The sequence below is a fragment of the Bradyrhizobium sp. USDA 3256 genome (assembly GCF_054058275.1).
This window is the reverse complement of record NZ_JBSSAE010000002.1, coordinates 3,761,088-3,784,482: the sequence shown is the minus strand read 5'-3', so window position 1 is coordinate 3,784,482 and position 23,395 is coordinate 3,761,088. Positions and strand designations below refer to the sequence as shown.

At 64.8% G+C, this 23,395-nt stretch carries 22 protein-coding genes; 7 read left to right on the top strand and 15 right to left on the bottom strand.

The window, feature by feature from the left end; translation table 11 throughout:
- The first annotated feature begins 61 nt into the window (after nt 1–61).
- Both ACVWY5_RS19565 and tsaA read left to right on the top strand, forming a co-directional pair.
- Nucleotides 62–1,042 carry a tripartite tricarboxylate transporter substrate binding protein gene (locus ACVWY5_RS19565; protein WP_028336399.1) on the top strand — a complete coding sequence of 327 codons (981 nt, stop codon included), beginning with the start codon at nt 62–64 and terminating at the stop codon, nt 1,040–1,042.
- 3 nt (nt 1,043–1,045) lie between these two features.
- Entirely contained in the window at nt 1,046–1,537 is a 492-nt protein-coding gene (gene tsaA / locus ACVWY5_RS19560) for a tRNA (N6-threonylcarbamoyladenosine(37)-N6)-methyltransferase TrmO (protein WP_028336398.1), read from the top strand.
- A 119-nt stretch (nt 1,538–1,656) separates the two neighbouring features.
- Here the strand turns inward: tsaA and ACVWY5_RS19555 are convergent, their stop codons facing one another.
- From ACVWY5_RS19555 to ACVWY5_RS19540, 4 genes are all read right to left on the bottom strand, one after another.
- The gene (locus ACVWY5_RS19555; RefSeq protein WP_028336397.1) at nt 1,657–2,082 is read right to left on the bottom strand and encodes an HIT family protein; all 426 of its coding nucleotides are present in this window, start codon (nt 2,080–2,082) and stop codon (nt 1,657–1,659) included.
- 52 nt (nt 2,083–2,134) lie between these two features.
- A complete protein-coding gene (locus tag ACVWY5_RS19550; protein ID WP_028336396.1) occupies nt 2,135–3,385 on the bottom strand; it encodes a GNAT family N-acetyltransferase in 1,251 nt (416 codons plus the stop codon).
- Between the two features lie 165 nt (nt 3,386–3,550).
- Entirely contained in the window at nt 3,551–4,303 is a 753-nt protein-coding gene (locus tag ACVWY5_RS19545; protein WP_028336395.1) for a glycerophosphodiester phosphodiesterase, read from the bottom strand.
- Between the two features lie 3 nt (nt 4,304–4,306).
- Nucleotides 4,307–4,774: a RidA family protein gene (locus ACVWY5_RS19540; RefSeq protein ID WP_016845428.1), complete on the bottom strand. Its 468-nt coding sequence runs from the start codon at nt 4,772–4,774 to the stop codon at nt 4,307–4,309.
- Between the two features lie 264 nt (nt 4,775–5,038).
- Between ACVWY5_RS19540 and ACVWY5_RS19535 the strand changes: the two genes are divergently transcribed.
- Both ACVWY5_RS19535 and ACVWY5_RS19530 read left to right on the top strand, forming a co-directional pair.
- The gene (locus tag ACVWY5_RS19535; protein WP_028336394.1) at nt 5,039–5,905 is read left to right on the top strand and encodes a cell envelope integrity EipB family protein; all 867 of its coding nucleotides are present in this window, start codon (nt 5,039–5,041) and stop codon (nt 5,903–5,905) included.
- 238 nt (nt 5,906–6,143) lie between these two features.
- The gene (locus tag ACVWY5_RS19530; protein WP_028336393.1) at nt 6,144–6,545 is read left to right on the top strand and encodes a RidA family protein; all 402 of its coding nucleotides are present in this window, start codon (nt 6,144–6,146) and stop codon (nt 6,543–6,545) included.
- Between the two features lie 103 nt (nt 6,546–6,648).
- On the opposite strand, the gene ACVWY5_RS19525 is transcribed toward ACVWY5_RS19530, so the two are convergent.
- Together ACVWY5_RS19525 and ACVWY5_RS19520 are read right to left on the bottom strand one after the other, a co-directional pair.
- The gene (locus ACVWY5_RS19525; protein WP_051376260.1) at nt 6,649–7,965 is read right to left on the bottom strand and encodes a DNA polymerase IV; all 1,317 of its coding nucleotides are present in this window, start codon (nt 7,963–7,965) and stop codon (nt 6,649–6,651) included.
- Nucleotides 7,944–8,243, bottom strand: coding sequence for a DUF3572 domain-containing protein (locus ACVWY5_RS19520; protein WP_028336391.1), 300 nt, complete (start codon nt 8,241–8,243; stop codon nt 7,944–7,946). Before ACVWY5_RS19520 ends, ACVWY5_RS19525 begins: the two co-directional genes overlap by 22 nt.
- Nucleotides 8,244–8,471: 228 nt before the next feature.
- On the opposite strand from ACVWY5_RS19520, the gene ACVWY5_RS19515 reads away from it, so the two are divergent.
- Both ACVWY5_RS19515 and ACVWY5_RS19510 read left to right on the top strand, forming a co-directional pair.
- Nucleotides 8,472–8,837, top strand: coding sequence for a response regulator (locus ACVWY5_RS19515; protein WP_028336390.1), 366 nt, complete (start codon nt 8,472–8,474; stop codon nt 8,835–8,837).
- A gap of 15 nt (nt 8,838–8,852) precedes the next feature.
- Entirely contained in the window at nt 8,853–10,226 is a 1,374-nt protein-coding gene (locus ACVWY5_RS19510) for a PleD family two-component system response regulator (RefSeq protein WP_028336389.1), read from the top strand.
- 139 nt (nt 10,227–10,365) lie between these two features.
- On the opposite strand, the gene ACVWY5_RS19505 is transcribed toward ACVWY5_RS19510, so the two are convergent.
- Together ACVWY5_RS19505 and ACVWY5_RS19500 are read right to left on the bottom strand one after the other, a co-directional pair.
- A complete protein-coding gene (locus ACVWY5_RS19505; RefSeq protein WP_028336388.1) occupies nt 10,366–11,571 on the bottom strand; it encodes a serine hydrolase in 1,206 nt (401 codons plus the stop codon).
- Between the two features lie 147 nt (nt 11,572–11,718).
- Nucleotides 11,719–12,321 carry a TetR/AcrR family transcriptional regulator gene (locus ACVWY5_RS19500; RefSeq protein ID WP_028336387.1) on the bottom strand — a complete coding sequence of 201 codons (603 nt, stop codon included), beginning with the start codon at nt 12,319–12,321 and terminating at the stop codon, nt 11,719–11,721.
- A 133-nt stretch (nt 12,322–12,454) separates the two neighbouring features.
- On the opposite strand from ACVWY5_RS19500, the gene ACVWY5_RS19495 reads away from it, so the two are divergent.
- Entirely contained in the window at nt 12,455–13,687 is a 1,233-nt protein-coding gene (locus ACVWY5_RS19495; protein WP_028336386.1) for an MFS transporter, read from the top strand.
- Nucleotides 13,688–13,740: 53 nt separating this feature from the next.
- Here ACVWY5_RS19495 and rpmG read toward each other — a convergent pair whose 3' ends face one another.
- The 7 genes from rpmG to ACVWY5_RS19460 form a co-directional block, all read right to left on the bottom strand.
- Nucleotides 13,741–13,908, bottom strand: a complete 168-nt coding sequence (gene rpmG, locus ACVWY5_RS19490) for a 50S ribosomal protein L33 (RefSeq protein WP_018271988.1) — start codon at nt 13,906–13,908, stop codon at nt 13,741–13,743.
- A gap of 127 nt (nt 13,909–14,035) precedes the next feature.
- Nucleotides 14,036–15,361, bottom strand: coding sequence for an LLM class flavin-dependent oxidoreductase (locus ACVWY5_RS19485; protein ID WP_028336385.1), 1,326 nt, complete (start codon nt 15,359–15,361; stop codon nt 14,036–14,038).
- A gap of 256 nt (nt 15,362–15,617) precedes the next feature.
- Nucleotides 15,618–16,367, bottom strand: coding sequence for an NUDIX hydrolase (locus ACVWY5_RS19480; RefSeq protein ID WP_028336384.1), 750 nt, complete (start codon nt 16,365–16,367; stop codon nt 15,618–15,620).
- 36 nt (nt 16,368–16,403) lie between these two features.
- Nucleotides 16,404–16,841: a DUF983 domain-containing protein gene (locus tag ACVWY5_RS19475; protein ID WP_028336383.1), complete on the bottom strand. Its 438-nt coding sequence runs from the start codon at nt 16,839–16,841 to the stop codon at nt 16,404–16,406.
- Nucleotides 16,832–19,189: a ribonuclease R gene (gene rnr / locus ACVWY5_RS19470; protein ID WP_028336382.1), complete on the bottom strand. Its 2,358-nt coding sequence runs from the start codon at nt 19,187–19,189 to the stop codon at nt 16,832–16,834. The genes ACVWY5_RS19475 and rnr overlap by 10 nt, the downstream gene beginning before the upstream one ends.
- Entirely contained in the window at nt 19,190–21,961 is a 2,772-nt protein-coding gene (topA, locus tag ACVWY5_RS19465; protein WP_028336381.1) for a type I DNA topoisomerase, read from the bottom strand.
- Between the two features lie 865 nt (nt 21,962–22,826).
- Nucleotides 22,827–23,303, bottom strand: a complete 477-nt coding sequence (locus ACVWY5_RS19460) for a winged helix-turn-helix transcriptional regulator (protein ID WP_028336379.1) — start codon at nt 23,301–23,303, stop codon at nt 22,827–22,829.
- Between the last annotated feature and the right edge of the window lie 92 nt (nt 23,304–23,395).

The following is a 23,395-nucleotide window of genomic DNA, read 5'->3' as shown; positions in this document are numbered from 1 at the left end:
TTGCGGCGTCTGCATTATTCGCTACTCTTGCTCCCCAAGAACAAGACAACGGGGAAACGGCATGCAGCGGCGCGCATCATCGCTATTCATTGTTGCTCTGACGGCGTTGCTGGCGGCGACGCTGCCGGCGCGTACCGCGGATTATCCAACGCGGCCGATCAAGCTCGTGGTGCCCTATGCCGCGGGCGGGCCGACCGACGTGCTCGGCCGCATCGTCGGCGAATATCTCGGGCGCGATCTCAAGCAGGTGGTCGTGGTCGAGAACAAGGCCGGCGCGCAGGGCGCGATCGGTGCCGAGGCCGTGGCGCGCTCCGATCCCGACGGCTACACGCTGTTCGTGACGGCCGCATCCATCTTCGTACTCAATCCGCTGCTCTACAAGAAGCTGCCATACGATCCGGCGAGGGATTTTCGCCTGCTGTCCGTGATCACGGACGCGCCGATGATCATGGAGGTGCATCCGTCCGTGCCGGCGAGGACGATCGCGGAGTTCATCGCCTACGCCAAGAAGAATCCCGGAAAACTCAATTTCGGATCGGCCGGCACCGGCGGCACGGTTCATCTCGCCGGCGAGATGTTCAAGCAGATGGCCGGCGTCGAGATGACCCACGTGCCCTACAAGGGCGCCGGGCCGGCACTGACCGACCTCTTGTCCGGCAACATCCAGTTGATGTTCGACACGCTCGGCACCGCGCTGCCGCCGGTCAAGTCAGGCATGCTGCGCGCGCTCGGCGTCAGCTCGACCGAGCGCATCCCCGATTTGCCCGATCTGCCGACGATCGCCGAGAGCGGTTATCCCGATTATGCGGTCAGCGTCTGGTATGGTATCGCAGCGCCGTCGAAAGTGCCTGACGACATCGCCGACAAGATCAAGGCAAGCCTCGACCGGGCCTTGAACGATGAGGCGTTCCGCGCTTCGCTGCTCAAGATCGGTTTCCCGCCGCTGCGCGCGAAGAGCCAGGCCGAGATCGACAAGTTCGTGAATACCGATCGCGCGCGATGGGCGGGCGTGATCAAGGCGCTGAACATATCGCTGGATTGACACATGGTACGTGAAATGGAACTGCGCCAGGGCGAGGTCGCCATCGACATGCCGACGGCGCGCGATGCCGGGCTCGTCTTCATCGGCCGCATCCGCACGCCCTGGACCTCGCGACTGGCGACGCCGCGGCAGGGGCGGCATGACGGCCCGGTGTGCCGGCTCGAAATTTTCGAGCCCTGGGTCGCCGCGATCAAGGGCGTCGATTTCTATTCAAATCTCGAGGTGCTGTACTGGCTGCACCAGTCGCGCCGCGACATCGTGCTGCAGAGCCCGAAGAACAACGGCAACACCCGCGGCACCTTCTCGCTGCGCTCGCCGGTGCGCCCCAACCCGATCGGCACCTCGATCGTCAAGCTGGTCGGCGTCGAGGGCAACGTCATCCTGGTGCGCGGCCTCGACTGCCTGGACGAGACGCCGCTGATCGACGTCAAGCCCGACCGCTGCGAGTTCACGCCGCTGACCCCGCCGCAGGCTGGAGACTTCGAGACGGAGTGAGATTCGTCGATGCCGTAGCCCGGATGCAGCGAAGCGAAATCCGGGGCGGTCTTACATCGGCTGCAACATTCCCGGATTGCGCTAGGCTCCATCCGGGCTACGCAGCGACGCCTTCGGCGTCACTTCAACGCTGCGATCAGCTTCGCCGCGCTGGCCTCCAGCACCTTGCCATCTTCCTTGTGGCTGGCAGGCGGCAGCAGCGTGACGCCGTCCTTGCGCGGCATGACGTGCATGTGCAGATGGAAGACGACCTGGCCACCGGCTGGCTCGTTGAATTGCTGCACCGTGATGCCGTCGGCTTCGAACGCCTTCATCGCAGCGGCCGCGATCTTGTGCGAGGCGCGCGCGACATGGGCGTAGTCGTCGGGCTTGATGTCGAGGATGTTGCGGGCAGAGGCCTTCGGAATGACGAGCGTATGCCCCGGCGAGCGCGGCATGATGTCGAGGAACGCGAACACGTGCTCGTCCTCATAGACCTTGTAGCAGGGCAGCTCGCCGCGCAGGATCTTCGCGAAAATGTTGTTGTTGTCGTAGGCGGCGGGCATGGCGGCGGCTCCTCGATGATGCTGCTTTATTGCCTAGGTGGCGGCGGAGACGTCAAGCGTCGTCGTCGACCGTCTTGCGGAACGGGCCGGCCTCGGTGAGCTCGCGGCCGACCTCGGCGACATAGTCGCGCTCGCGCTTGAGGTAATCGGCGATCGCCCGGCGCAGTCCGGGGTCGGCGATGAAATGCGCCGAATAGGTTGTCTGCGGCAGGTAGCCGCGCGCCAGCTTGTGCTCGCCCTGCGCGCCGGCCTCGACCACCTTGAGCCCGCGTTGAACCGCGAAATCGATCGCCTGGTAGTAGCAGACCTCGAAATGCAGGAACGGGTGGTGCTCGATCGCGCCCCAGTTGCGGCCGAACAGCGTGTCCGAGCCGATGAAGTTGATCGCGCCCGCGATCCAGCGGCCGTTGCGCTTGGCCATCACCAGCAGCACGTCCCGGCTCATCGTCTCGCCGATCAGCGAGAAGAATTCTCGGGTCAGATACGGCCGGCCCCATTTGCGCGAGCCGGTCTCCATATAGAACTCGAAGAACGCATCCCAGGCGTCCTCGGTGATGTCCGAACCGGTGAGCCAGTGGATGGTGATCCCGGCGCCAACCGCCTCGCGGCGCTCGCGCTTGATGCCCTTGCGGTGACGCGAGTTCAGCGAGCCGAGAAAATCGTCGAAGGTCTTGTAGCCCTCATTGCGCCAGTGGAACTGCTGGTCGGTCCGCTGCAGGAAACCGTGTGCGCCGAGGAACCTGGCCTCGTCCTCGCGGGCGAACGTCACATGCACGGAGGAGGCCTCGGTGGCGTTGCAGAGTGCCCGCAGGCCTCGTGCCAGCGCCGAGCCGATCACCTCGCGGTCGACGCCGTCGCGGATCAACAGCCGCGGCCCGGTCGCGGGCGTGAAGGGGACGGACACCTGAAGCTTCGGGTAATAGCTGCCGCCGGCACGGTGATAGGCCTCGGCCCAGCCGCGATCGAACACGTATTCGCCCTGCGAGTGCGATTTCAGATAGCAGGGCACGACGCCGACGATCCGGCCATCGAGCTTTGCGATCAGATGCCGCGGGCCCCAGCCGGTCCGCGGGCAGGCCGAGTTGGAGGCTTCGGCGGCAGCAAAAAAGGCGTGGGAAACGAATGGGTTATAGCTCGAACTTGCGGCGGTCTGGCAATTGTTTGCAGAACCGGGCGAGGCCAGCGTGTCGAGGTGATGGATGCTGTCCGCGTCCGCCTTGGGATTGGCGCAAGCGTCCCATTCGGCGGCCGGAATGCCGCCGATGTCAGCTACAGCCTCTAGGGTGATTTCAGAAGACGCCATCGAGAATGAAGACCGGTGCCTCGTTTGAGCATGATCTTTCCGGAACAGCTGGCTCCACTTCCGGATCATGCCCCGCATTCCGCCATCGCCGATGACGACCAACCCTCGCCAACATCGTGCGTCGCGGCGACGAGTTCAAGACGGCAAGGGCACGTCTCGAACATGTCAGGTTCCCGGCACGAACCCCTCGAAAATCATCTGGTCGGCGTAGCGCGCTGCGCGATCGCGCTGTTCCACCGTCCGCACGGTCCAGGCCAGCAGCGGACAGCCGAACACGTTGCGGGCGATCCACGGCTCCGGTGCCGGCAGCTGGTTGACCCAATAGGCGACGAAATGCGGCTCGGTCGTAAAGCCATGCCGCAGGTACAGCATGCTGTCGCGCTGCGCCGGCGTCAGCTTGTCCCAGTGGCCGTCGTCATAGGTGCGCTGGGCGGTGATGCCGCGCGGCAGGTTCGGCATGATCTCGCGCAGCGCCAGCACCTGGTCGGGATCGAAGGACATGCCGACCACCGGGCCGGAATAAGACGCCAGCACCTCGGCCATCCGCTGCACCAGCTTGCGGTCGCCGTCGAAATGGCTCTTCACCTCGACCACCAGCGGCACGCGGCCGGCGACCAGCGCGCAGAGATCGCCGAGCGTCATCATCTGCTCGGCGGTGTCCTTGAACTTGACGGCCTTCAGTTCGGCCGCCGTCTTGGTGGCCAGCAGGTCCGCCCCGTCGGTGAGGCGGCCGAGCGCATCGTCGTGATGCACCATGGCCTCGCCGTCGGCGGTGAGCTGGATATCGCACTCGATGGCAAAGTTGCCGGCGACCGCGGCGGTGGCCGCGGCCGGCATGTTCTCGATGATGCCGCGTGCGGCATCGTGCAGGCCGCGATGGGCGACCGGCCGTTTCGTCAGCCAATCAGGAGCGCGCATCGATCAGGCGACTTCGAACACGCCTTCGACTTCGACCGCGGCGTCCGCGGGCAGCGAGGCGACGCCGACGGTGGTACGGGCATGGCGGCCCTTGTCGCCGAACGCCTCGACCATCAGGTCGGAGGCGCCGTTCAGCACCTTCGGCCCGTCGAAGAAGTCGGGCGCCGAATTGATGAAGCCGCCGAGCCGCACCACGCGCACGACCTTGTCGAGGTCGCCGAGCGCGGCCTTGATCTGGGCCAGCAGGTTGATTGCGCAGCCGCGCGCGGCAGCGGCGCCCTGTTCGAGCGTGACGCCGGCGCCGAGCTTGCCCTTGGCGATTAGCTTGCCCTCGGCGTTGAAGCAGACCTGGCCCGACACGAACAGCAGGTTTCCGCTGCGGACGAAGGGAACATAGTTTGCGACCGGGGAGGTCGGCTCGGGAAGTGTGATGCCCTGTGACGCCAGTTTTTGTTCGACGGTACCCGCCATTTTTTGGTCCCCCAATTGGATTGCACGAAGCCTGAAACGCGGTCAGGGCCAAGTTTGTTTCGATTGTTTCGCGCATCGTGCCGCCGGTTGCAAGCGACGGTAAGGGGAGGATAGTGCCGCCATGAGGTGCGGATTCGCACGGTAAGCCGCCGAAAATGACGGCAACTTCGCTGCGTACATTGCCATTTTGTCAGACTTGCCCCAGTTGCGGCGCAATACCACCGTCACTATTGTGGCGAATCCCTGCCTCCTTGAGGAAACCACATGACCCTGCCGTTCCGGACTCCGTCGCGTGCCCTGGTGTTTGCGATCGCCGTTGCCGCAGGATCCGGCCTGGTTCAGGGGCCCGCGGTCGCGGCGGCAAGCGGGCCGTTTCTCGCGCATCAGGCGCTCTACGACCTCAGCCTGGTGAAATCGCGCGGCTCCAACTCGGTCAGCGATGCCCGCGGGCGCATCCTCTACAATTTCTCCGGCAACTCCTGCGAAGGCTACACCTCCGAATTCCGCCAGGTGTCCGAGCTCGACAGCGGCGAGGGCAAGGTGACGCTGTCCGATCTTCGCTCCACGTCCTGGGAGGACGCGTCGGGCAAAAGCTACCGCTTCAAGATCGACACGCGGATGAACGACAGCGAATCGTCGCCGGTCGACGGCATCGCTGAGCGGGTCGGCGATCATATCACCGTGAAGCTGACCCAGCCGGTGAAGAAGACGTTCAATATCGACGGCAAGATCGTGTTCCCGACCGAGCAGATCCAGCACATCATCGCTGCCGCCCGCGACGGCAAATCTGTCCTCGAGCAGACCGTCTATGACGGCTCCGACAACGGCGAGAAGATCTACAACACGCTGACTGTGATCGGCCGGCCGATCACAGGCGACCGCGCGCCGTCATCGCCCGATCCGTCGACGGCGAGCAATGCGTTGAAGGCCATGACGCGCTGGCCGGTGACGGTGAGCTATTACGACAGCGACGCGCGCGCGAAGGACGGCGAGCAGACGCCGGTTTACGCGATGTCGTTCGAGCTTTACGAGAACGGCGTCTCCCGCGCGCTGGTACTGGACTACAACGATTTTGTGATCTCGGGCGCGCTGGACAAGTTCGACGTCAGGGATTCCAAGCCCTGCAAGTGACGGGCTGGCTATCGCCACCCACCCAGCGTCGTCCCGGCGAAAGCCGGGCCCCATAATCACCGTTGTTTGTAGTTGGGCTTCGCTGGGGCCGCAGCGTCGTGTTGCAACACGGCCCTGTGGTTGTGGGTCGCGGCTCTCGCCGGGACGACAGCGGAGCAAGCTCCCCGCGAGACCGCACTGGCCGTAGCCGTCCGACACGAGTACGCTTCCCAAAACGCACCTGTCAGGGAGGCACCTCATGAGCAAGCTTGACCATCTTCGCCCCAGCGGCCTGCATCACAATCCGGCTTACTCCCACGTCGTCGTCGCCTCCGGCGCGCGCACGATCTACATTTCGGGACAGGTCTCCGTCGACGAGGAGGGCCGCGTGGTCGGCGCCGGCGATCTCGCCGCGCAGACGACGCAGGTGATGCAGAACCTCGGCATGGCGCTGAAGGCCGCCGGGGCCAGCTATTCCAATATTGTGAAGATCACGACCTTCGTCGTCGGCTACAAGCCGGAGCTCCGTCCCATCATCGGAAAGGCGCGCTCGGCATTCTTCGAGGGCATGGAGCCGCCGGCCTCTACGCTGGTCGGCGTCACCGCGCTCGCGGCGCCGGACTGGCTGATCGAGATCGAGGCGATTGCGGTCACGGATTGACGGGCTGCGCGGTCGTCATGCGCGGGCCCGACCAGCGCATCCATCGCCTTTCAAAGAGTCCTTGTTGATGGATGGCCGGGTCAAGCCCGGCCATGACGACCGATTACTCCTCCGCGCTCTTCTGCGGCCCCTCATAGGCAATGCCCCTGATCACGGCGGCATTGCCGAATTTCTTGCGCAGATTGTCCATCGCGCGTTCGGCGTGCGCCGAGCGGCGGTCGAGCATGTCGGAATCGTTGGCCTGCGCGCCCGGGCGCAGCGCGCTGACGCCGGTGCCCATCAGGCGGAAGGCGGTGCCGTCGATTTCCTTCACCAGCATCTCGCGCGACACCGCAAAGATCTTGGCCGCAAGCTGGGTCGGCGTCTGGATCGATTGCGAACGGGTGCGCTGGCGGAAGTCCGCGGTCTTCAGCTTCAGCGTAATCGTGCAGCCCGAGAGCTCGCTGGTCTTCAGCCGCGCCGAGACTTTCTCGGACAGTTTCCAGAGCAGTCTTTCCAGCGTTGCGAAGTCGCGGATGTCGGTCTCGAAGGTGGTCTCGCTCGAGATTGTCTTCGCGCCGCGATCGGCCACCACGCTCCGGTCGTCGATGCCGCGTGCCAGCCGCCACAGCCGGCGGCCTTCGCTCGCGAACTGTTTCATCAATTCGTTCTCGTCGGCGCGCTGCAGGTCGGCGATGATGCGGAAGCCGCGCTGCACCAGCTTCTCCTGGGTCGCAGGGCCGACGCCGTAGATGAACCCGACCGGTTTGCTGGCCAGCATCTCGCGCGCCTCGTCCTGGTCGAGCGCGGCAAAGCCCCTCGGCTTGTCGAGGTCGGAGGCGATCTTGGCGAGGAACTTGTTGCAGGACAGGCCGACCGACACCGTGATTCCGATGTCGCGCTCGACCTCGCGGGCGAATTTGGCGAGCACCTTGGCCGGGATCATGCCGTGGACGCGCTGCGTGCCGGCGAGATCGAGGAAGGCTTCGTCGATCGACAGCGGCTCGACCAGCGGCGTCAGCGCCTGCATCGCCTGCCGCACCTCGCGTCCGACCCGGACATACTTCGCCATGTCCGGCGGGATCACGGTCGCGTCCGGGCAGAGTTCCAGCGCCTTGAACATCGGCATCGCCGAGCGGACGCCGTAGGTGCGGGCGATGTAGCAGGCGGCCGACACCACGCCGCGCTTGCCGCCGCCGATGATGACCGGGCGATCGGCGATGTCAGGATTGTCGCGCTTCTCGACGGTGGCATAGAACGCGTCGCAGTCGATGTGCGCCAGCGCCAGTGCGGGGAGGGCGCGATGACGCACCAGCCGCGGCGAGCCGCAATGGCCGCACCGCTTCACCTTGATATCGAGGTCGCCGAGGCAGTCTCGGCAGAAACTGAGGGGGCCGTCGGAAGCTGCCGCTGCCGTCGTCACGGCACGTCGCGCTCCCATTTCGGGTCGCCCAGCGCCTGACGGGCGGCGGCGATGTTGGTCGGGTGCAGTTCCGAGGCCTTGGCAAACGCCGTCACGGTGGCGTCGTCGCGCATCACGAAATCGAGCACGCTCGCAAGAAATTGAGGATCGGACGCGGCGTTCCGCAGCGTCTCTGGACCGATTCCGGTTTCGGCCAGGAACAGGCCCAGCCGCTCGGGATCGCCGGCAATGAAGCCGAGCGCCTGAATCGCAACGATTTCAGCAACTTCCCGGGGGTTGTGAACAGGCTTTTTCAACGCGCCGGTTTGCCTTTCCGTTAACTTATGGTCTCTATTGAGAGGCCCATCATGCCCGAGTCTTCCGCGTGTGTTCAAGCAACGGAAACCACGCTGTGGAAGTTGGAGTTCGGGTTAACGGGTTAGAGCGATTCTGGCGCTAGTTTGAATTCACATTTTCGACGCGCCCCGAGCGCGGTGCGTGAGGTGCCGCAGCCGGGCCCGTCTCCTGGGTTTGGGAGGGACGGGATGGCCAAAACCGTCCTGATCGTGGAGGACAATGAGCTCAACATGAAGCTCTTTCGCGATCTGTTGGAAGCGCACGGCTATCAGACTTCGGGCACCAGCAATGGCTTCGAAGCGCTCGATCTTGTCCGCAAGCTGCGCCCCGACCTCATCCTGATGGACATCCAGCTACCCCAGGTTTCCGGCCTGGAGGTGACGCGCTGGATCAAGGACGATCCCGATCTGCGCGCAATTCCGGTGGTCGCAGTCACCGCCTTCGCCATGAAGGGCGACGAAGAACGCATCCGCGAGGGCGGCTGCGAAGCCTATTTGTCCAAGCCGATCTCGGTCGGCAAATTTATTGAGACTGTCCGACGCTTTATCGGATAGGGGAGTTGTGGTGCAATGTCCGCGCGTATCCTCGTGGTCGATGACGTTCCGGCGAACGTCAAGTTGTTGGAAGCCCGTCTGTCAGCCGAATATTTCGATGTACTGACTGCCTCCAACGGGACCGAGGCACTGGAAATTTGCGCACGCGCCGAATGCGACATCATCCTGCTCGATGTCATGATGCCCGACATGGACGGCTTCGAGGTCTGCCGCCGGCTGAAGTCGAATCCGGCGACCCATTTCATTCCGGTCGTCATCGTCACCGCGCTCGACAGTCCGGCCGATCGCGTGCGCGGCCTTGAAGCCGGCGCCGATGACTTCCTGACCAAACCGGTATCCGACGTCGTGCTGATCGCGCGCGTGCGCTCGCTGACGCGGCTGAAGATGATGACCGACGAACTGCGCATGCGCGCCATCACCTCGCTCGAGATCGGCATGCAGGCGCCCGAGCGCAGCGCGATCGCCGACAAGGGCACCGGCGGCCGCATTCTCCTCGTCGACGACCGGCCGTCGTCCTACGAGAAGCTGGCGCCGATCCTCTCCGCCGAACACACGGTCGACGTCGAGATCAATCCGTCGGAAGCCTTGTTCCACGCCGCCGAGGGCAATTACGATCTGCTGATCGTGTCGCTGAGCCTCGACAATTACGATGGCCTGCGGCTGTGCAGCCAGGCCCGCTCGCTGGAGCGCACGCGCCAGGTCCCGATCCTCGCCATCTCGGATGCCGACAACAACACGCGGCTGATGCGCGGGCTCGAGATCGGCGTCAACGACTACCTGCTGCGTCCGGTCGACAAGAACGAGCTGTTGGCGCGTGCGCGCACCCAGATCCGCCGCCGCCGCTACACCGATCATCTGCGCGATAATGTGCAGAACTCGATCGAGATGGCGATCACGGATGCGCTGACCGGTCTCAATAACCGGCGCTACATGGAAAGCCATCTCGCGACGCTGGCGGAGCAGGCCTCGATCCGCGGCAAGCCGCTGGCGCTGATGATCCTCGACATCGACTACTTCAAGGCGATCAACGACACCTACGGCCACGATGCCGGCGACGACGTGCTGCGCGAATTCGCCGTCCGTATCCGCAAGTCGATCCGCGGCATCGATCTGGCCTGCCGCTATGGCGGTGAGGAGTTCGTCATCGTGATGCCCGAGACCGACCTGCATGTCGCCGGCATGGTCGCCGAACGGCTGCGCCGCTCGATCGCCGGCGAGCCCTTCACCGTCGACAAGGGCGGCAAGCGGATCACCGTCACGATCTCGATCGGTCTCACCACGCTGGAGCGCAAGGGCGAGCAGGTCACCGATGTGCTCAAGCGCGCCGACACCGCGCTCTATCGCGCCAAGCACGACGGCCGCAACCGCGTGGTGTCGGCCGCAGCCTAGCCGCATCTCGTAGCCCGGATGGAGCGAAGCGTAATCCGGGACGCCGGTGCATGTGGCGCGGTACCCGGATTTCGCGGAGCCTGTCATCGGGCGCGCATTCGCGCGACCCGTTGGTTCCATCCGGGCTTACCCAGTTGCACTATCTGCCGCGCTTCACCGCGTCATAGGCCATCCGCTTGAACTCGAACGAGAACGGATGGACGAACGCCATCTGGCGCTGCGCCATCATGACGCCGGCGATGCCCGTTTTGGGCGAAATCCACCACTGCGTGCCTGCGACGCCGCCCCAATAGAGTTCGCCGGCGGCGTCGGGATGATCGATCGGGGAGGGGTTGAGGATCAACCCGCCGGCGAGACCGTAGGTCTTGCCGGGCTGCTCGCCCATCATCGCGAAGCGGATCCATTGGCCCGGTGTGAGCTGGTTGGTCATCGCCTCTGCGATCGTCTCCGGCTTCAGCAGCGTCGGTCCGCCGGGCAGCAGGCTGCGGATCAGCGCGACCATGTCATGGAGCGTCGAGACGAGACCGCCGCCGCCATTGAAGCGCGGCACCGGCCGCAAATAAGCGCCCGGATAGGGAGCATTGTCGGTGCGTGTCAGGCCCGGCTTCATCGGATCCATCAGATCGGCGCCGGCGTAATAGGCGACGAGCCGGTTGTGGTCCTTCTCCGGAACATGGAAGCCGGTGTCGACCATGCCGAGCGGATCGAGGATGCGCGCCTTGATGAACTTGTCGAACGGCTGGCCGCTCACCACCTCGACCAGTCGTGCGACCACGTCGATCGCAACCGAATATTCCCATGACGAGCCGGGATGGAACACCAGCGGCAGATCGGACAGACCGTCGACCATGTCGGCGAGCGTCGTCATCGGATTGAGGATCTTGCGCTCGTTGTAGGCCTTGAAGATCGGTGTGCCTGGATCGAACAGGCCGTAGCTGAGGCCGGCCGAGTGACTCAGCAGATGGCGAATGGTGATCGACCGCTGTGCCGGCCCGGTGTCGTCGATCGACGTCGCGCCCGGCCGCAGCACCTTCCGGTTTCTGAGTTGCGGGATGAAGGTCTCGATCGGATCGTCGAGCCGGAAGCGGCCCTCCTCGACCAGCAGCAGCGCTGCGCAGGAGGTGATCAGCTTGGTGTTGGAGAAGACGCGGAAGATGTGATCGGTGCGCAGCGGAATCTGCGCTTCCTTGTCGGCCCATCCGACGCAGCCCGTGTCAGCGACGTCGCGCCCGACCAGAACCGTCCAGGAGATGCCGGACAGGAGATCGTTGTCGATATAGCGCTGCATGGCCGCGCGCGCCGGCGCGAAATCATACCCGGTGGCCGTTACTTTCAGATCTTCCATGGTCGTTCCCTGTTGTGCCGCAGATCTTCTGTGGAGCAGGTCTTTGCGCGGTCGCTGTCAATCTCGCCGGACGGAATATCCAATCGGGAATGCCGTGGCCTGCGGTCGGTGTTAACAACCAAACCTGACTTCGGCACGCAACCGGATTTATCCGGCGCGTTTCTTGCCCGCGGGGGCGGGGCTGCCGACCTTGACGCCTGCATTTGCCAGCAACACGCGCGCGGCTTCCCTGGCCGCGCGCGCCATCGCCGGATCGTCGCGCACCAGATCCTGCGCGATCGAGCCGTCGACCAGCAACGTGAGCTGGGTCGCAAGTCCCTCGGCGTCCGTGACGCCGAGCTGCCGCAGCAGGTCGCGAAACCAGAGCCGGCGGCTTTCCTTGAAGGCGATTGCGATGTTTCTGAAGGTGCGGTCCTCGTCCTCCGGGCCGAGCTCGGCCACTGCGTTCACGAACGGGCAGCCGCGAAAGTCCTTCGCCGAGAAGCGCCGCTCCAGCGAATCGAAAGTCGCGAGAATCTGCTCGGCCGGCGGCTTGTCGGAGGGACGCGGCTGCACGAAGCGGCGTTGCAGATAGGCTTCGATCAGCGCGTCCTTCGATGGGAAGTGGTTGTAGAGCGTGCGCTTGCTGATGCCGATCTCGGCCGCGATGGTGTCGACGCCGATGGCGCGAATGCCCTGCAGGTAGAACAGTCTGTCGGCGGTCTCGAGGATCCGCTCCTTCATGGTCTGTTTGGGAGGCGGGGAAGCCATGCGCCAGCCGTGATCCTCTTCGCTTGACAGTCGGCCCCCTGTATAGCCTAAGTACACAGGTCTGTGTAACCAAAACATGCATGAATCGCAGGCCATGGCACGCGTGCCGTGCCGTTATGGGAGAACAAGAACAATGTCCCTGTTTCAGGTCCTGCGTCCCACGCTTCCCATCCTGATCGGCGCCTCCATCATGCTCACGCTGAGCATGGGGCTGCGGCAGAGCCTCGGTATCTTCATGCAGCCGCTGACGCACGACATCGGCATCTCGATATCCCACTTCACGCTGGCGCTCGCGGTGCAGAACCTCGCCTGGGGCTTTCTGCAGCCGGTCGCCGGCGCGATGACGGTGCGTTACGGCTTCCGCCCGATCATGGTGGTCGGCGCGCTGGCCTACATCGCGGGCCTCGTACTGATGACCACGGCGCATGGGCTCGTTGCCATCATGATCGGCGCAGGTGTCCTGATCGGCCTTTCGCTCGCCTGCACCGCGAATGCGATCGCAATGTCGGTCTCGGCGCGCGCGGTGCCGGAGACGGTACGCTCGACCGTGCTCGGCATGGTCTCCGCCGCGGGCTCGCTCGGCGCGCTGCTGTCGGCGCCGATCGGCCAGATGCTCAATGAAGGTTTCGGCTGGCGCGTCGGACTTGCCGGCTTCGTGATCCTCTCGGTCTTCATGATTCCGGCTGCGTTGTACGCCGGCCGCGTCGACAAGATCCCGCTGCCGAAGCCCGCGGCCGACGATATCGGCAACGCCACCGCGGCGACAGCGGCGAAGACCGCGTTCAGCAACGCAGCCTTCGTGGTGATGACCTGCGCCTACATGGTCTGCGGCATGCAGCTTGTCTTCCTCACCACGCATCTGCCGTCGTATCTCGCGATCTGCGGGCTCGATCCGATGCTGAGCGCGCAGACGCTCGGCATGATCGGCGGCTTCAACGTGCTGGGCTCGCTGTTCTTCGGCTGGGCCGGCCAGCGCTGGAACAAGCTGGCGCTGCTCGGCGCGATCTACATCCTGCGCTCGCTGGCGCTCGCCTGGTACTTCATGCTGCCGGCAACGCCCGGCTCGACGCTGCTGTTCGGCGCCATCATGGGCTTCCTCTGGATGGGCGTCGGTCCGCTGGTCGCGGGCGCGGTGGCCGAGATGTTCGGCTTGCGCTGGCAGGCGATGATCCAGGGCCTCGCCTTCATGAGCCACCAGGTCGGCAGCTTCCTCGGCGCTTACGGAGGAGGGCTGATCTACGACTCGCTCGGCTCCTACGCCATGGCCTGGCGCATCGGCGTCGCGCTGGGTCTTGCCGGCGGCATCATCCAGCTCGCCTTCGCGCTGATCCGGCCGGCGCAACCGCCACTGCTCAAAGTCGCATAGAAACGCAAAACGGGGCCCAAGGGGCCCCGTTTGAACGTCGGAAGTAGCCGATCTTACTTGATCTTGGCTTCCTTGAACTCGACGTGCTTGCGCGCGACCGGGTCGTACTTCTTCTTGACCAGCTTGTCGGTCATGGTGCGCGAATTCTTCTTGGCAACGTAATAGAAGCCGGTGTCGGCCGTCGACACGAGCTTGACCTTGATTGTGACCGCCTTGGCCATGTGCAAAACCTCGAAAATCGGGGGAATTCGGGAGCCGGCCAAATCGGCCCGCGTTTGCCCGGAAACTAGCCAGAAACAGCCCAAAGTCAAGGATTTCTGAGCCAAGATCACCCCGATTCCGGGCCTATTACCCCTCGAAGAACTGATTTTTCGGCCGCGGCAGGCCCAAATTCTCGCGCAAGGTCCGCCCCTCATACTCTTTGCGGAAAATCCCGCGCTTTTGCAGTTCCGGGACCACCTTGTCGACGAAGTCGAACAGGCCCTGCGGCAGATAGGGGAACATGATGTTGAAGCCGTCGCTGCCGCGGCCGGTCAGCCATTCCTCCATCTGGTCGGCGATGGTCTGCGGCGTGCCGACGAAGGCGAGCCCGCCATAACCGCCGACGCGCTGGGCGAGTTGGCGCACGGTGAGCTTGCCGCGCGCTGCGACATCGACGAGGCGCTGCCGGCCGCTCTTGCTGGCATTGGTTTCGGGGATCGGCGGCAACTGTCCGTCGGGATCGAAGCCGGACGCATCGGTGCCGAGGATCACCGACAGTGAGGCGATCGCGCTGTCGTAATGCACGCGGCTGTCGAGCAGCGCGCGTTTCTCTTTTGCTTCTTCGACGCTGTCACCGACGACGACGAAGGCGCCGGGCAGGATCTTCAGATGCTCCGGATCGCGGCCAACCTTCTCCATGCGGCCCTTGATGTCGGCGTAGAGCTTCTGTCCGTCGGCCAGGCTGCCGCCGCCGGTGAACACGGCTTCCGCGGTCTCGGCCGCAAGCTGCCTGCCGTCATCGGAAGCGCCGGCCTGCACGATGACAGGCCAGCCCTGCACGGGGCGGGCGATGTTCAGCGGACCGCGGACCGAGAGATATTTGCCCTTGTGATTGAGCACATGCATCTTGTCGGGATCGACGAACAGCCCGGACCCGACATCGCGCACGAACGCATCGTCGGCGAAGGAATCCCACAGGCCGGTGACGACGTCGTAGAACTCGCGGGCGCGCTTGTAGCGCTCGGCGTGCTCCATATGGTCGTCGAGGCCGAAATTCAGCGCTGCATCGGGATTGGACGTGGTGACGATATTCCAGCCGGCGCGGCCGCCCGAGATGTGGTCGAGCGAGGCGAAGCGCCGCGCGACGTGATAGGGCTCGTCGAAGGTGGTCGAGCCGGTCGCGATCAGGCCGATATTCTCCGTCACGGCGGCGAGCGCCGACAGCAGCGTGAACGGCTCGAACGAGGTCACGGTGTGGCTGCGCTTCAGCGCGTTGATCGGCATGTTCAGCACGGCCAGATGGTCGGCCATGAAGAAGGCGTCGAACTTGCCGGCCTCGAGCTTGCGGATCAGCGTCTTGATGTGGTCGAAGTTGAAATTGGCGTCGGGCCAGGCCCCGGGATAGCGCCAGGCACCGGTGTGAATGCTGATCGGCCGCATGAACGCGCCGAGCTTGAGTTGACGCTTCGCCATTGCCCCGTTCCGTCCTTGATGTCGTTAGCGGAACAGATAGGGAGGCGTTTCGCGGCGCGCCATCCTGACGGCGCCAGAAGATTTTTGCAATTTGAGGGCCGGTCAGAGGATAAGTCCACGCTCGCCTTACGGTCGTCATCGCGAGCGAAGCAAAGCAATCCATCTCACCGCTTCTTGAACCGTGGATTGCTTCGTCGCTTCGGCGCAAAATTGCTTTGCAATTTCGTCGCGAGCTTCTCCCAAGGACGGGGCGCTACTACGTCCCCAGCACATCCTTCTGCATCTTGCCGCCGTAGAAATGGAAGAACGGCACGGGCGCGTCGTGGCGGAGCGGGCCGGTGGCTAGACGGCGGTCGAGCTCGGCGAGCACGTTCTTGGTCATGGCATGCGCGTCGGCGAGCGGCTCGGAGCCGATCTCGACCCAGACCAGCTCGACGAGCTCGGCATCGGCATGCACCACGCCCTCGACACGATGGGCGATCGTCGACGCGTCGGCAGTGAAGAAGCGCGTATCGAAGCGGCGGACGCGGCCGGGCGGGGTGATCGCACGCGCGATCAGGAACAGGCCGGACGGATCGGGCAAGAGGTCTGCGTCGGCGAACGGCGCCCAGGGCCCGTCGAGCTTGTGCCGCTTCTCGACCTTGCGGCCAAGGCAGAGCCCGGTCTCCTCGCAGGCCTCGCGGATCGCGGCGTTGGCAAGCGCACGCGCGCGGCCGGGCGTGATCTTCGGGCTGCCCTTCAACAAATTGGCTTCGAGCTCCGGCGTGATCGGCGCTGCGACCGGCACGCGATTGTCGGCCTTGTCGACGCGGCCGCCGGGGAAAACGAATTTGCCGGGCATGAACACGACCTTGTCGTGGCGCTTGCCGACCAGCACCTTCGGCTTGGCGCCGGAGCGATCGATCAGGATCAGCGTCGCGGCATCCTTCGGCCGGAAATACGCATGATGATCGGCTTCTTTTTCGCCCTGGTGGACGACAGCGGCGGGTGCGGCAGCTTCAGTCATTTCATCCCTTTCATTTCTTCTTGCGGCCCGGTTTAGCTAGACCGGCGGGATGTCGCTAGGGGGATTCTCGTCAAAGCCATGCATGCGCAGGGCCCATTGCAAGCCGATCACGGCTCCCTTCACCGGCTGCAACAAAGCCAGCGATGCTAACAGCGTGAAGGGCAGATAGATCGCAAGCTGCAGCCACACCGGCGGCGAATAATTAGTCTCGATCCACAGCGCCATCGGTACCACGATATGGCCGACGATAACGATGACGAGATAGGCAGGCAGATCGTCGGCGCGATGCGGCGTGAAGTCGAGGTCGCAGACCGGGCAATGGCCGTCGCATTTGAGAAACTTGCGGAACAGTCTGCCTTTTCCGCAGCGCGGACAGCGGCAGCGGAACCCGCGCTTCATCGCGCTCCACGCGTCGCGCTTCTCGGGCTCGGCCGCCTCGCGAGTCCAGACCACCGTCGGCGGTGTCACTTCCATGACTTGCCTCGCTTCGATTTGCCGGACTTCTGCTGCGCCGGCTTGCGATCCTTCTTGCGCGATTTCCGCTCCTTGTGCGCCTTCTTGCCTGATCCTTTTGGTCCCTTGCCAAATCCGGCGGCGCGGCGCTCGGCCCTTACGCTGTCATGTTTTCTGCCGCGCGGAATTGCCTGACCATTGGATAATAACTCAAATCGCAGCGCGCCGGCTATCGGCGCGGCTTCCACCAGACGCACATCGACGACGTCGCCGAGCCGATACTTGGTGCCGCTGCGCGTGCCGATCAGCGCGTGGCGGGTTTCGTCGTAGTTGAAATATTCGCTGCCGATGGTTCTGATCGGGATCAGGCCGTCGGCGCCGGTGTCGTCGAGTTTCACGAACAGGCCGGATCGCGTCACGCCGGAAATGCGGCCCTGGAACGAGGCGCCGACCTTATCGGCAAGGAAATGCGCGATCAGCCGGTCGGTGGTCTCGCGCTCCGCCTTCATCGCGCGGCGCTCGGTGACGGAAATCTGCGCGGCGATCTCGGCGAGCGTCTCCACGGTCTCATCCGTCGGCAAGGCGCCTTCGCCAAGCCCGAGCGCGCGGATCAGCGCGCGATGCACGATCAGATCGGCATAGCGACGGATCGGCGAGGTGAAGTGGGCGTAGCGGCGCAGGTTCAAGCCGAAATGGCCGTAGTTCTCGGCGGAGTATTCGGCCTGCGCCTGCGAACGCAGCACCACCTCGTTGACCAGCGGCTCGTAGTCCTCGCCGGCGACCTGCGCCAGCACGCGGTTGAATTGGGTGGGACGCAGTGCGCCCTGCTTGGTGAAGGGCAGGTCGAGCGTCTTGAGGAATTCCTGCAGATTGTGCACCTTCTCCTGGCTCGGCTCGTCGTGCACGCGGTAGATCAGCGGCAGCGCCTTCTTCTCCAGCATCTCGGCCGCGGCGACGTTGGCGAGGATCATGAATTCCTCGATCAGCCGGTGCGCATCGAGCCGCTGCGGCACGATCACCCGATCGACGGTGCCGTCGGCTTTCAGCAGGATCTTGCGCTCGGGCAGATCGAGATCGAGCGGGTCGCGCTCGTTGCGTGCAAGCTTGACCAGCTCGTAGGCCGACCACAGCGGCTTCAGGATCGGATCGAGGATAGGGCCCGTCGTGTCGTCCGGCCTGCCGTCGATCGCGGCCTGCGCCTGCGCATAATGGAGCTTTGCGGCCGAACGCATCAACACGCGGTGGAAGCTGTGCGAGCGCTTGCGGCCGTCGGCGCCGATCACCATCCGCACCGCGAGCGCGCCGCGCGGCTCGCCCGGCACCAGCGAGCAGAGATCGTTGGAGATGCGCTCGGGCAGCATCGGCACGACGCGATCAGGGAAATACACCGAGTTGCCGCGCTGCAGCGCGTCGCGGTCGAGCGCCGAGCCGGGCCGCACATAGAAGGCGACGTCGGCGATCGCGACATGGACGATGAAGCCGCCCTTGTTATTGGGATCGGGATCGACTTCCGCATGCACCGCGTCGTCGTGATCCTTGGCATCCGGCGGATCGATGGTGACGAGCGGCACGTCGCGCCAGTCCTCGCGGCCCTGCAAGGTCGCGGGCTTGGCGTCTTCAGCTTCGCGCAGCGCAGAAGTGGAGAACACCTGCGGGATATCGTGGGTGTTGATCGCGATCAGACTGATCGCCTTTTCACTGGCAATCGAGCCGAGCCGCTCCTTGACGCGGGCGGAGGCGAGGCCGTAGCCGCGGGTGCGGATCAGGTCGACGCTGATGAGATCGCCGTCTTCGGCGCCGCCGCTGTCGGCCTTGGCGATGTTGAGCTCGCGGCCGGCCTGCTTCTTGTCGACCGGGATCAGGCGCCCGCCGCCATCGGGATTGCGACGGAAGATGCCGAGGATCCGCGTGCGCCCGTGATCGATCACCTTGATGACGCGGCCGCGATAGGGCGTGCCGTCTTGCTCGTCCGTGACTTCGACGCGCAGCAGCGCGCGGTCGCCGACGCCGGCGGTGGTGCCGGGCTTCGGCCGCCGCGGCGTCTCGATGCGGATTTTCGGGGCGGTGCCGTTCTCGTCCGAGTCCCACTCGGCGGGCGTGGCGATCAGCTCGCCGTCGCTGTCGCGCCCGGTGATGTCGGCCAGCACGGTAGGCGGCAGCGCCGCCGGCTCGTGGATCTTGCGGCCGCGCTTGGCAATTGTGCCGTCGTCGGCGAGCTCGCGGAGGATCCGCTTCAGCTCGACGCGGTCGGCGTTCTTCAAGCCGAACTCGCGCGCGATCTCGCGGGTGCCGAGCTTGCCTGGATTGGCGCGGATGAAAGCGACGATGGCATCCCGGCCCGGAAAGCCATTGTCGGGTTTTCGTTTCACTTATCCTCGAGCCTTGCCGGCGCTTTTCTTCGCGGGTGCTTTCGCTGGTGCCGATGATTTTGCAGGCGACGTCTTGGCACCGGAGGCGACCGGCGCGCGCGCCTTGCTGGTCGCATCCGTTTTCGGCTTCGCTGCGGCTTTCTTCGACGCCGCCTTCTTGGCGGGCTTGGCGTCGGCGTCGCCGTCAGTCTCGGTCGCCTCGGACTTGGCTTTCTTCGCCTTGGCGGGCTTTTCCGCCTTCGCCTTCTTGGCCTTCTTGCCGCCGCCCTTGGCCGCGCGCTCGTCGATCAGCGCGATTGCTTCGGCGAGCGTGATCTGGTCGGGGGTGCGGTCGCTCGGAATCGTCGCGTTGACGCCGCCGGCGGCGACATAGGCACCGTAGCGACCGTTCTTCAGCGCGACCGCGCCGAGCGTCGGGTGATCGCCGAGCGGCTTGCCGGGATCGGCACCGAAGCGGCGGCCGCTCGGGCCCTTCGCGATCTTCTCAGCGATCAGCGTGACGGCGCGGTTCAACCCGATGTCGAAGACCTCGTCGCCGGCCTCGAGGCTGGCATAGGTCTTCTCGTGCTTGACGAACGGCCCGAACCGCCCAAGGCCGGCGGTGATTGGCTGCCCGGTTTCCGGATGCTTGCCGATCTCGCGCGGCAGCGACAACAGCTTCAGCGCCAGTTCGAGGTCGACATCGGCCGGGGAGGTGCCTTTTGGAATGCCCGCGCGCTTCGGCTTCTCGCCCTCGGCGTAATCCTTCTGCTCGCCGAGCTGGATGTAGGGGCCGAAGCGGCCGGCCTTCACCGTGACATCGAAGCCGGTGTCGGGATCGGTGCCGAGCACGCGGTCGGCGCTCTCGGCGCTGTCGGCCGCAAGCGGCCTTGTGTAGCGGCATTCCGGATAGTTCGAGCAGCCGACGAAGGCGCCGAACTTGCCGGCCTTGAGGTTGAGCCGGCCGGTGCCGCAGGTCGGGCATTGTCTGACATCGCCGCCATCCGCGCGCGGCGGATAGATGTGCGGGCCGAGCATCTCGTCGAGCGCGTCGAGCACCTCGGCGACCCGGAGGTCCTTGATGTCGTTGACCGCGCCGATGAAGCCGCGCCAGAAGTCCTGCAGCACCTGCTGCCAGGCGATCTCGTTGTTGGAGATGCGGTCGAGCTGCTCCTCGAGATCGGCGGTGAAGTCGTATTCGACATAGCGCGAGAAGAAGTTCTCCAGGAACGCGACCACGACGCGGCCCTTGTCCTCGCCGTGCAGCCGCTTCTTCTCGAGCTTGACATAGCCGCGGTCCTTCAGGACCTGCAGGATCGAGGCGTAGGTCGAGGGGCGGCCGATGCCGAGCTCCTCCATCCGCTTCACCAGCGAGGCTTCCGAGAAGCGCGGCGGCGGCTCGGTGAAATGCTGGGTGACGGCAAGGCTCTGGCGCTTCACGGCCTCGCCCTCGCTCATCGCGGGCAGGCGGCGCGAATCCTCGTCTTCCTCGTCGTCGCGGCTTTCCTGATAGAGCGCGAGGAAGCCGTCGAACTTGATGACCTGGCCGGAGGCGCGCAATTCCAGCACGCGTGAGCCGGCCTTGGCCTCGATGTCGACGGTGGTGCGCTCGAGCTCGGCCGACTCCATCTGGCTCGCAATGGTGCGCTTCCAGATCAATTCATAGAGCCGCGCCTGATCGGCATCGAGCCTTCGGCCGATGGTGGCCGGGCGACGCGACAGGTCGGTCGGGCGGATCGCTTCGTGGGCTTCCTGCGCGTTCTTGGCCTTGGCCTGGTACTGGCGCGGGGCGTCCGGCACGTAGGCGTTGCCGTAGTCCTCGCCGATCACCTTGCGCGCCTGCGTGATCGCTTCGGGCGCGATCTGCACGCCGTCGGTTCGCATATAGGTGATGAGGCCGGTGGTCTCGCCGCCGATGTCGATGCCCTCATAGAGCCGTTGCGCGATGCGCATGGTGTGCGCCGGCGCGAAGCCGAGCTTGCGGCTCGCTTCCTGCTGCAGGGTCGAGGTGGTGAACGGCGCCTGCGGATTGCGCCGGGCCGGCTTGGCCTCGACGGTCGCGACCTTGAACAGGGCGGCCTCGATCGCCTTCTTGAAATCCTCGGCTTCCGCGCCGGAGCCGATGTCGAGCCGTGCGATCTTCTTGCCGTCGGCGCCGACCAGCCGCGCCTCGAAGGCGTCGCCGCGCGGCGTCAGCAAGGTCGCGACCAGCGACCAGTACTCCTTCGGCACGAACTTCTCGATCTCGAGCTCGCGGTCGCAGACCAGCCGCAGCGCGACCGACTGCACGCGGCCGGCGGAGCGGGCGCCGGGCAGCTTGCGCCACAGCACGGGGGAGAGGGTGAAGCCGACCAGATAGTCCAGCGCGCGACGCGCCATATAGGCGTCGACCAGCGCGCCATCGATCTGGCGCGGCGCCTTCATCGCCTCGGAGACGGCCTGCTTGGTGATGGCGTTGAACACGACGCGCTCGACCTTCTGGTCCTTCAGCGCGCGCTTCTCCTTCATCACCTCCAGCACGTGCCAGGAGATCGCTTCGCCCTCGCGATCAGGGTCGGTTGCGAGGATCAGACGGTCGGCACCCTTGAGCGCCTTGGCGATGTCGTTGAGCCGGCTCGCGGCCTTCGCATCGACCTCCCAGATCATCTGGAAATTGGCGTCGGGATCGACGGAACCATTCTTGGCCGGGAGGTCGCGAACATGGCCGAACGACGCCAGGACCTCGTAGGAGGACCCCAGATATTTGTTGATCGTCTTGGCCTTGGCCGGCGACTCCACAATGACGATATTCATGTCATTCCAATAGCTTGTGGGAAAACTTGAAGGTGGGTTCCGCTAGACTCGCGGCCCGCCGTGTCGGGGCGAACATGGGTGCTGGGGCGGTCCCTGTCAAATCGCCAGATATTGAAGGGAGGCGCCAAGCTGTGGAGTTTCTATCCCAAGGGGTTGCAAAATACGTCGTAGAGTTGCGTCCGGAAAGGGCGTATCGCTCTATATATAGGGTGGAAATCGGATTAGGCCTTTTGAGCAGCACAGGGGCGGCCGGAAGCGCAAGGCGTCGGGCCGGCGGCGACCGGCGGGCGACGAGACGGCTGGGGAGGGCGGCCCGGACGATGCCCTGGTCCTGATCGCAGCCGCCGCGACCGAACTCGCCAAACTCGCCCAGCGCCACAAATTCGAAGTCCTCGAGCGCCTGTTCGCGATGGCCCGCCTGGAGGCCGACGAGCAACTGCGTTCGCGCAGCCGGAGGAAGTTGTCGTGAGGGGCGTCGCGGGATGCAGGGGTCGGGGCTCTCTCCATTCGTCGTCCTGGCCTTGGTGCGGCCGCGGCGTACTGGATCGCCCCGCATCGACCGGTGTCGTCCCTGCGAAAGCAGGGACCCACACGCCGCAGCGGGTGTTGTGGAGGGGATTCGTCGTTGCAGCACTGCTCAACAATGACCATCGGTGGTTATGGGTCCCTGCTTTCGCAGGGACGACACCGAATGTGGGGTCGTCAGTGACCACGTTCGTGACGACCGCGAAGCGCCCCTCGATCGGGTGAGACGGGCAATTCATAACACTGAGTTACGCTTCGGATAAAGCGAAATATTTTTGCAGGCGAAGCATTGGCAGGTTTTTGCTGAGTTGCCCGTCGTGTCGTACCAACAACACCCATCCTACGTACTCGCGAGACGCCGCGCGCGCTTCGCTGCAGGCCGCGGCTTCAGCGCAGTGTCGGCCGCGCCAAGCACGCGTCCATCCTGCGAATAGAGCGCGAGCTTCTTCACCGGCTTGCCCTTGTCGCGGTCGACCAGGATGGTCGCGATCTCGTTTGGATGCTCGTCGAATTCCTCGGTCCATTGCCGCAGCGCCACCAGGATCGGAAAGATGCCGTGGCCCTTCGGCGTCAGCACATATTCCTGATAGGCGCTGCCGTCGGAGGCGGGGACCGTCTTCAGGATGCCGCGCTCGACCAGCGTGCGCAGCCGTGTGGCAAGGATGTTCTTGGCAAGCCCGAGGCTTGCCTGGAATTCGCCGAAGCGGCGCCGGCCGAGGCTGGCGTCGCGGATGATCAGGAGCGACCACCAGTCGCCGAACACGTCGAGCGCGCGTGCGACGGGACAGCTGTCGCCTGCAAGGCTGGTTCGTTTCACCGACCGTCTCCAGGAATTCGGGCCATCACGACCTTGTGTGGTTGCAATATTAAACCGTATGCCCTAGCTAGGCAATGAAGTTTAATAATGCA

Coding starts and splice junctions, on each gene's coding strand:
- ACVWY5_RS19565 (WP_028336399.1), top strand. CDS start 62: ATGCAGCGGCGCGCATCATCGCTATTCATTGTTGCTCTGACGGCGTTG.
- tsaA (WP_028336398.1), top strand. CDS start 1,046: ATGGTACGTGAAATGGAACTGCGCCAGGGCGAGGTCGCCATCGACATG.
- ACVWY5_RS19555 (WP_028336397.1), bottom strand. CDS start 2,082: ATGCCCGCCGCCTACGACAACAACAACATTTTCGCGAAGATCCTGCGC.
- ACVWY5_RS19550 (WP_028336396.1), bottom strand. CDS start 3,385: ATGGCGTCTTCTGAAATCACCCTAGAGGCTGTAGCTGACATCGGCGGC.
- ACVWY5_RS19545 (WP_028336395.1), bottom strand. CDS start 4,303: ATGCGCGCTCCTGATTGGCTGACGAAACGGCCGGTCGCCCATCGCGGC.
- ACVWY5_RS19540 (WP_016845428.1), bottom strand. CDS start 4,774: ATGGCGGGTACCGTCGAACAAAAACTGGCGTCACAGGGCATCACACTT.
- ACVWY5_RS19535 (WP_028336394.1), top strand. CDS start 5,039: ATGACCCTGCCGTTCCGGACTCCGTCGCGTGCCCTGGTGTTTGCGATC.
- ACVWY5_RS19530 (WP_028336393.1), top strand. CDS start 6,144: ATGAGCAAGCTTGACCATCTTCGCCCCAGCGGCCTGCATCACAATCCG.
- ACVWY5_RS19525 (WP_051376260.1), bottom strand. CDS start 7,965: ATGGGAGCGCGACGTGCCGTGACGACGGCAGCGGCAGCTTCCGACGGC.
- ACVWY5_RS19515 (WP_028336390.1), top strand. CDS start 8,472: ATGGCCAAAACCGTCCTGATCGTGGAGGACAATGAGCTCAACATGAAG.
- ACVWY5_RS19510 (WP_028336389.1), top strand. CDS start 8,853: ATGTCCGCGCGTATCCTCGTGGTCGATGACGTTCCGGCGAACGTCAAG.
- ACVWY5_RS19505 (WP_028336388.1), bottom strand. CDS start 11,571: ATGGAAGATCTGAAAGTAACGGCCACCGGGTATGATTTCGCGCCGGCG.
- ACVWY5_RS19500 (WP_028336387.1), bottom strand. CDS start 12,321: ATGGCTTCCCCGCCTCCCAAACAGACCATGAAGGAGCGGATCCTCGAG.
- ACVWY5_RS19495 (WP_028336386.1), top strand. CDS start 12,455: ATGTCCCTGTTTCAGGTCCTGCGTCCCACGCTTCCCATCCTGATCGGC.
- rpmG (WP_018271988.1), bottom strand. CDS start 13,908: ATGGCCAAGGCGGTCACAATCAAGGTCAAGCTCGTGTCGACGGCCGAC.
- ACVWY5_RS19485 (WP_028336385.1), bottom strand. CDS start 15,361: ATGGCGAAGCGTCAACTCAAGCTCGGCGCGTTCATGCGGCCGATCAGC.
- ACVWY5_RS19480 (WP_028336384.1), bottom strand. CDS start 16,367: ATGACTGAAGCTGCCGCACCCGCCGCTGTCGTCCACCAGGGCGAAAAA.
- ACVWY5_RS19475 (WP_028336383.1), bottom strand. CDS start 16,841: ATGGAAGTGACACCGCCGACGGTGGTCTGGACTCGCGAGGCGGCCGAG.
- topA (WP_028336381.1), bottom strand. CDS start 21,961: ATGAATATCGTCATTGTGGAGTCGCCGGCCAAGGCCAAGACGATCAAC.